General features: G+C 67.9%; 7 protein-coding genes and 1 pseudogene. 1 reads left to right on the top strand and 7 read right to left on the bottom strand.

Translation table 11 applies throughout. The annotated features are described in order from the left end of the window. Positions 1-92: 92 nt before the first annotated feature. The 4 genes from qcrB to ctaE form a co-directional block, all read right to left on the bottom strand. Positions 93-1,730, bottom strand: coding sequence for a cytochrome bc1 complex cytochrome b subunit (gene qcrB, locus ACZ5DC_RS23230; RefSeq protein ID WP_468655513.1), 1,638 nt, complete (start codon positions 1,728-1,730; stop codon positions 93-95). After that, the gene (qcrA, locus tag ACZ5DC_RS23235; RefSeq protein WP_468655515.1) at positions 1,727-2,785 is read right to left on the bottom strand and encodes a cytochrome bc1 complex Rieske iron-sulfur subunit; all 1,059 of its coding nucleotides are present in this window, start codon (positions 2,783-2,785) and stop codon (positions 1,727-1,729) included. The genes qcrB and qcrA overlap by 4 nt, the downstream gene beginning before the upstream one ends. Beyond that, positions 2,782-3,594, bottom strand: coding sequence for a cytochrome bc1 complex diheme cytochrome c subunit (gene qcrC, locus ACZ5DC_RS23240; protein ID WP_366751487.1), 813 nt, complete (start codon positions 3,592-3,594; stop codon positions 2,782-2,784). Before qcrC ends, qcrA begins: the two co-directional genes overlap by 4 nt. 62 nt (positions 3,595-3,656) lie before the next feature. Next, positions 3,657-4,277 (bottom strand): aa3-type cytochrome oxidase subunit III, encoded by a 621-nt coding sequence (ctaE, locus tag ACZ5DC_RS23245; RefSeq protein ID WP_171157058.1) that lies wholly within the window; start codon positions 4,275-4,277, stop codon positions 3,657-3,659. 166 nt (positions 4,278-4,443) lie between these two features. Here ctaE and ACZ5DC_RS23250 point away from each other — a divergent pair, with 166 nt between their 5' ends. After that, entirely contained in the window at positions 4,444-4,845 is a 402-nt protein-coding gene (locus tag ACZ5DC_RS23250; protein WP_171157056.1) for a response regulator, read from the top strand. A 74-nt stretch (positions 4,846-4,919) separates the two neighbouring features. Here ACZ5DC_RS23250 and ACZ5DC_RS23255 read toward each other — a convergent pair whose 3' ends face one another. From ACZ5DC_RS23255 to ACZ5DC_RS23265, 3 genes and pseudogenes are all read right to left on the bottom strand, one after another. Beyond that, on the bottom strand, positions 4,920-6,182 hold the full coding sequence (locus tag ACZ5DC_RS23255; RefSeq protein ID WP_468655518.1) for a L,D-transpeptidase: 1,263 nt from the start codon (positions 6,180-6,182) through the stop codon (positions 4,920-4,922). 183 nt (positions 6,183-6,365) lie between these two features. Next, positions 6,366-6,764 (bottom strand): cytochrome c oxidase subunit 4, encoded by a 399-nt coding sequence (locus tag ACZ5DC_RS23260; RefSeq protein WP_171157052.1) that lies wholly within the window; start codon positions 6,762-6,764, stop codon positions 6,366-6,368. Then, positions 6,761-7,147 (bottom strand): annotated as a pseudogene (locus ACZ5DC_RS23265) (aa3-type cytochrome oxidase subunit I); the annotation flags it as partial. The pseudogene ACZ5DC_RS23265 and the gene ACZ5DC_RS23260, both read right to left, overlap by 4 nt.

Below are 7,147 nucleotides of genomic sequence, written 5' to 3' on the forward strand. Positions count from 1 at the left end.
TCGTACCCCACCCTATCCAGCCGGACGGCACGCTGAAGGGCCCCGTCCGCAACCCGGACGGGGCCCTTCGTCGTGGCGTGGCGACGCGGGGATCAGTGGTGGCCGTGGCCGCTCGTGATCTCCTTGTACTCCTCGACGGTCGGCTTCGGGATCTGGTTGTCCTCGCCGAAGTAGGCGTTGGACAGCTTCGCCCGCAGCTTCGTCGCGGCCGGGACCTTGCGCTCGACCCCGTTCTCGTCGACCGTCGGGCCGATCTCGGCCGGCTGGTACTGCTGGTGCGAGGTGAGCGTGTGCAGCTGCTCCTGGCTCAGCGGCTCGTGCACCTCGATGAACTCACCGTGCGGCAGCCGCTTGATGATGCCGGTCTCGCGGCCGTGCAGCACCTTGTCGCGGTCGCGGCGCTGGAGGCCCAGGCAGATCCGCTTGGTGACGATGAACGCGATGACCGGAGCCACGAAGTAGGAGATCCGGACGAACCAGGTGACCGCGTTGATCGACAGGTGGAAGTGGGTGGCGAAGATGTCGTTGCCACCACCGATCAGCATCACGAAGTACACGGTCAGCCAGGCGACACCGAACGCCGTACGGGTCGGGGCGTTGCGCGGGCGGTCCAGGATGTGGTGCTCGCGCTTGTCGCCGGTGACCCAGGCCTCGATGAACGGGTAGAGCGCGATCGCGGCGAGGATCACGCCGAACAGCACCAGCGGGATGAACACGCCCAGGACCAGCGTGTGACCCCAGAGGTTGATCTCCCAGCCCGGCATGGCACGGATCAGGCCCTCCGCCATACCCATGTACCAGTCCGGCTGGGCGCCGGTGGACACCTGGTCCGGACGGTAGGGGCCGATGGCCCAGATCGGGTTGATCTGCGCGACGGCCGCGAGGGCCGCGAGCACACCGAAGACCAGGAAGAAGAAGCCGCCGGCCTTCGCCATGTACACCGGCAGCAGCGGCATGCCGACGACGTTGTTGTTCGTCTTGCCGGGACCCGCGAACTGCGTGTGCTTGTGGTAGAAGACCAGGATCAGGTGGCCCACCACCAGGCCCAGCATGATGCCCGGCAGCAGCAGGATGTGGATCGAGTAGAAGCGGGCCACGAAGTCGCCGCCCGGGAACTCGCCGCCGAAGAGGAAGAACGAGATGTACGTGCCGACGATCGGCACGGACAGGATCGCGCCCTCCATGAAGCGGACACCGGTGCCGGAGAGCAGGTCGTCCGGGAGCGAGTAACCGGTGAAACCGGTGAACATGCCCAGGACGAACAGCAGGAAGCCGAACAGCCAGTTGATCTCACGCGGCTTGCGGAACGCGCCGGTGAAGAAGACGCGCATCATGTGCACGAACATGCCGGCGATGAAGACGACCGCGCCCCAGTGGTGGATCTGCCGGATGAGCAGACCGCCGCGCACGTCGAAGGAGATGTGCAGGGTCGAGCTGAACGCCTCGGACATCAGCTGTCCCTGGAGCGGGACGTACGTGCCGTGGTACTCCACCTCGTTCATCGACGGGTGGAAGAACAGCGTCAGGTAGACACCCGTCAGGATGATGATGATGAAGCTGTAGAGGCAGACCTCACCCAACATGAACGACCAGTGGTCGGGGAAGATCTTGCGCATGTTGGCCTTGGCGAGGGAGTAGATGCCGAGCCGGCCGTCGGCCCAGTCGGCGAGACGCTCGCCGGTGGGTGCCTTCCCGCGGGAGCGGGAGGTCTCGTTCGCTGAAGTACTCATCCGCGCTCCCAGAAAGCAGGACCGACGGGCTCCTCGAAGTCGCCGAGCGCCTGGAGGTAACCCTCACTGTCCACACCGATGCGCAGCTGCGGCAGGGCGTGGCCGGCGGGGCCGAAGATCACTCGGGCACCGTCGGAGAGGTCGAAGGTGGACTGGTGGCACGGGCACAGCACGTGGTGCGTCTGCTGCTCGTACAGGGAGATCGGGCAGCCGACGTGGGTGCAGATCTTCGAGTAGGCGACGATGCCCTCGTGCGACCACTCCAGCTCGCGCTTGTCCTTGATGTTGCCCGGCTGGAGCCGGACGATCATCAGCGCGGCCTTGGCGATCTCCGTCTGGAACTCCTCGGAGTGCTCCTCCAGGCCGTCCGGCTTGGCGAAGGTGAGCGAGCCGACGGCGACGTCCTCGGGACGCAGCGGCTGGTTCGTGTTCATGTTGACCAGGCGCTTGCCCTTGGCCCACAGGGTGTGGCGCAGCTTGGTGCCCGGCGCCGAGCCGAGACCGCCGAGCAGCATGACGCCGGAGAGCGGCACCAGGGCCAGCGCGCCGAACATCGTGTTGCGGATCAGCTTGCGGCGGCCGAGCACCGACTCCTTGGCGCCCTGGCGGAAGTCCGCGTGGACCTTCGCCCGGACGTCGGCGGGAGCCTCGATCGGGTGACGGTCGTCGGCGATCTCCACGTCGGACATCAGGGTGCGGGCCCAGTGGACCGCGCCCGCGCCGATGCAGAACAGCGCCACACCGAGGGTCAGACCGAGCGCGAAGTTCAGCGCGTTGATGTGACCGATCGGGAAGACGAAGATCGACTTGTCGTGCGGGACCGCCAGGTACGCGACGATGAAGCCGATGGTGGCCAGCATCGACACCGTGAACAGCAGGCCCACCACGCGCTCGGACCGCTTGGCGGCCCGCTCGTCGATGTCCTGGATCCGGTGCTCGTGCGGCGGCAGCCCCGGGTCCGCGAACGGGTTCTCCTCGTCCGCGATCCCTACCGCGCCGTGCGCGTGGTCCTGCTCAGCGGGCAGGTTCTCTTCTGGAATGTCTTGGCTACTCATGACTTCTTGGCCTTTGCGGTCCGAGCGGCGACCCAGACGGCGACCACGATGAGCGTGCCGAGGCCGAAGATCCAGCCGAACAGACCCTCACTGACCGGCCCGAGGCCGCCCAGCTCCAGACCACCCGGGTTCTCGGTCTTGTCGCCGTTGACCGCGTTGAGGTACGCGATGATGTCCTTCTTGTTCTTCTCCGACAGCGTGGTGTCGGGGAAGGACGGCATGTTCTGCGGGCCCGTCTGCATGGCCTCGTAGATGTGCTTCGGAGCGACACCCTCCAGGCTCGGCGCGAACTTGCCCTTGGTCAGGGCACCGCCCTTGCCGGTGAAGTTGTGGCACTGCGCGCAGTTGGTGCGGAACAGCTCGCCGCCCTTGGCGGTGTCCGCGCCCGCGGGGCCGTACTGCTGCTTCGTGGGCACGGCCGGGCCGGCGCCCAGCGACGCGACGTACGCGGCCAGCTGGTCGATCTGGGCCTGCGAGTAGATGTTCTTCTTGCGCGGGATCTGGGCGCCCTGCGAGGTGGCGGCGGGCATACGGCCGGTGCCGACCTGGAAGTCGACGGCCGCGGCGCCCACGCCGACGAGGCTCGGGCCGTCGGAGGAGCCCTGGCCACCGGTGCCGTGGCAGCTGGCGCAGCCGACCTCGTAGAGCTTCTTGCCCTCCTTGATGGTCAGGGACTGGGAGGTTTCATCGGCCTGCGCCTTGCCCGCGGGCGCGAACGCGGCGTACAGCCCCCCAGTGGCCGCCAGCGCGAGGAGTAGGACGACGACCGCCGCCAGCGGATGGCGTCGTCGTGCGGAGAGCTTTTTCACGGATTACCCCGGTGTCAGGATCTTCTGCGTCGGTGCTTCTGGATGTGCGGGAGCGGGCCCGGCTACTTGATCAGGTAGATCGTGGCGAAGAGGCCGATCCAGACGACATCGACGAAGTGCCAGTAGTAGGACACGACGATGGCGGCGGTCGCCTGCTCGTGGGTGAACCTCTTGGCCATGTAGGTGCGGCCGAGGACCAGCAGGAAGGCGATGAGACCGCCCGTCACGTGCAGGCCGTGGAAGCCGGTGGTCAGGTAGAACACCGAGCCGTACGGGTCGGAGGACAGCGAGATGCCGTCCTTCTTCACCAGCTCCGTGTACTCGTAGATCTGACCGCCGATGAAGATCGCACCCATGATGAAGGTGAGGATGAACCAGCCACGGAGCTTCTTCACGTCGCCGCGCTCGGCCGCGAACACGCCGAGCTGGCAGGTGAGGGAGGAGAGCACCAGGATCGTGGTGTTCGTGGCGGAGAAGGGCACATTCAGTGCCTCCGCCATCCCCTTCCAGTGAGCCGGTCCGGTCACCGACCGGAGGGTGAAGTACATCGCGAAGAGGGCCGCGAAGAACATCAGCTCGGAACTCAGCCAGATGATGGTTCCGACGCTGGTGAGGTTCGGCCGGTTGACCGACGGGTGCGCGTGCCCGGTTTCTACTGTCGTTGCTGTCGCCACGACCGACATTATGTCGGTCGCTTATCTCGCGCTCACTCCGGGGGGTGCCGTTCGGAGTGTTGCCACCCGCCGGACCGCTGTTGACGTGGTGTTCACGGGGACATCGGCGGGAGTAACATCCGCCGCGACGGGCCCGCCCGTCCTGCCCGTACGACGCCGACGTCTCGGAGGAACAATGCAGCCGACCGCCACGGTGCTGGTCTACAGCGACGACTCCAACACCCGCGAGCAAGTACGGCTGGCCGCAGGGCGCCGTCCGGCGCCCGACGTCCCCCTCGTCGAGTTCGTGGAGTGCGCGACTCCGCAGGCGGTGCTGCGGGAGCTGGACAAGGGCGGCATCGACGTCTGCGTGCTCGACGGCGAGGCCGTGCCGATGGGCGGCATGGGGGTGTGCCGGCAGATCAAGGACGAGGTGTTCGGCTGTCCGCCGGTGCTGCTGCTCATGGGGCGGCCGCAGGACGCGTGGCTGGCCACGTGGAGCCGGGCCGACGCGGCGGTCACCCTGCCGGTGGACCCGGTGGAGTTCGCCTCCGCCCTGGCCTCCCTGCTGCGGCAGCGGCGCCTGGTCGGCGCCTAGTTGAGCGGGGCGCCGGGCTCCCGGGCGAGTGCGGGCCGGTGGGTCCTCCTCGCACGGTTCCCCGCGCCCCTCCATCACGCCGCCGCCGGCTGGACGCGCAGCGCGTCCCCGGGGGCCGGGCCGTCGGGTGTGCCCTTGAAGAGGGCGCTGCCCTTGCGCCACTTCTGCCAGTCGACGTTCCAGTCGCCGAAGCCGTTGCCGAAGGGCTCCATCTCGTCGCCGTTGGAGTTGACGACCTTGACGATGTCGCCCTCGCGGACGGTGTCGAAGAACCACTCGGCGTTGGACGTGCTCATGCCGGTGCAGCCGTGGCTGACGTTGGCGTACCCCTGGGAGCCCACCGACCAGGGGGCGGCGTGGACGTACTCGCCGGACCAGGTGACCCTGGTGGCGTAGTAGACCGGCAGGTCGTAGGAGTCGGAGCTGCCCTCGGCGATGCCGACCGTGGTACCGCGCATGCGTACGTAGTACTGCTTGGCCAGGACCACCTTGACGCCGTTGCGGGTCTCGAAGCCCGGCTTGCCCGTCGTGATGGGGATCTGGTTGATCTCCTGGCCGTTCTTGTAGACCGTCATCTGGTGCGTGGCGGCGTCCGTGACCGCCTCGATCCTGTCTCCGGTGGTGATCTTCAGCGGCTTGGCCGCGCCGCCCCACAGCCGGTCCCCGACCCGGATGCCCTCCAGGTTGCTGTGCACCTGGATGGTGGCGTGGGCGGGCCAGTAGTCCTTGGGCCGGTAGTGGAGCTCCTTGTTGCCGACCCAGTACCAGGAGCCCTGCACGGCCGGCGTGGAGTCCACCCGCAGGGCCTGTTCCACGACGGCGCGCTGCGCCTTGTCCTTGATGTCGTGGTCGAGCTGGGCCGTGATCGGCTGTCCGACGCCGTAGGTGCCCTTCTCCGGCCCGAACGTGACCTTCAGGCGCTGCTTGCTGGTGGGCTGGCTGGTGTCGAACGTGAGGACCTCGCGGCCGGGCGCGCCGTCCTCGTCCTCGGTGCTCACCGTGACCGTGTAGTGGGCGTTGGCGGCCAGCGGGGAGGTGCTGTGCCAGCGGCTGCCGTCGGCGGCGAGTTCGCCCGCCACATGGCGCCCTGTGGCGTCCTGGGCGGTGACGTCCGTGATACGGCCCTCGTCGCTGTTGGCGGTCACCTCCAGGGGTTTGTCCGGGTCGGCCCGCTTTCCCGCTTCGGTGGGGCCGTTGAAGGAGATCAGGCCCGCTGCGTCGTACGGCCTGGCCGACAGGGGGTTGCCGTCCGAACCGCAAGCGGTGACGCCCGCGCCGAGGGCGGTCACCAGCAGCGCGCAGCTGACGACGGTGCGGGTCCGCGGAGTGTGGTTCATATGATCACGCTATGAGATGAAAGGCTCACTGGCATGGCAGGTAACTCGTACGAGCGAACGACACTGGGCCAGAGGAAGGACACCGGCGGGACACGCGCGAGGAGACGCCGGGGCAGCCGGAAAAGCCGGGAGCCCGGACCCCCCTGAAGGAGGGTCCGGGCTCCCGGCGTGTCGCTGCGCGTTCTACTGGGTGCGGTTCTCACCGTGGTAGTACTCGAACACCCAGCCGAAGATGCCGACCACGATGAACGGGGCGGCGAAGTAGATCAGCCACCAGCCGACCGCGATGCTGAGGAAGGCGACGGCGCCGCCGAAGCCCAGCATGAGCGGCTGCCAGCTGTGCGGGCTGAAGAAGCCCAGCTCGCCCGCGTCGTCCGCGACGTCGGCCTCCTTGTCGTCCTGGGCGCCCGCGTCGACCCGCCGGGCGGTGAAGCCCAGGTAGAAGCCGATCATGACGCTCAGGCCGAAGGCCAGGAAGAGCGCGGTGGTACCGGCCGGCTCCTTCGACCACACGCCATACACGATGGCCATGATCAGGATGAAGACGCTCAGCCAGACGAACATCCGACCCTGGATCTTCACTTGCCGGCCTCCTTGCTGCCCGCGACGGCGGTGCCGTGACCGGCGTGCTCGAGCTGCTCGAGCGCGGCGATCTCAGGGTGGTGCAGGTCGAACGCCGGGGATTCGCTGCGGATCCGCGGCAGGGTGACGAAGTTGTGCCGGGGCGGCGGGCAGGAGGTCGCCCACTCCAGCGAACGGCCGTAGCCCCACGGGTCGTCCACGCCGACCGGCTTGCCGTACTTGGCCGTCTTCCAGACGTTGTACAGGAACGGCAGGATCGACAGGCCGAGCAGGAAGGAGCTGATGGTCGACACCGTGTTCAGCGCGGTGAAGCCGTCGGCGGCCAGGTAGTCGGCGTAGCGGCGCGGCATGCCCTCGGCGCCCAGCCAGTGCTGGACCAGGAA

This window comes from Streptomyces sp. NPDC031445, assembly GCF_055581365.1.

Excerpts from the sequence above, each read along its gene's own strand:
- qcrB (WP_468655513.1), bottom strand. The coding sequence starts at position 1,730 with ATGAGTACTTCAGCGAACGAGACCTCCCGCTCCCGCGGGAAGGCACCC.
- qcrA (WP_468655515.1), bottom strand. The coding sequence starts at position 2,785 with ATGAGTAGCCAAGACATTCCAGAAGAGAACCTGCCCGCTGAGCAGGAC.
- ctaE (WP_171157058.1), bottom strand. The coding sequence starts at position 4,277 with ATGTCGGTCGTGGCGACAGCAACGACAGTAGAAACCGGGCACGCGCAC.
- ACZ5DC_RS23250 (WP_171157056.1), top strand. The coding sequence starts at position 4,444 with ATGCAGCCGACCGCCACGGTGCTGGTCTACAGCGACGACTCCAACACC.
- ACZ5DC_RS23255 (WP_468655518.1), bottom strand. The coding sequence starts at position 6,182 with ATGAACCACACTCCGCGGACCCGCACCGTCGTCAGCTGCGCGCTGCTG.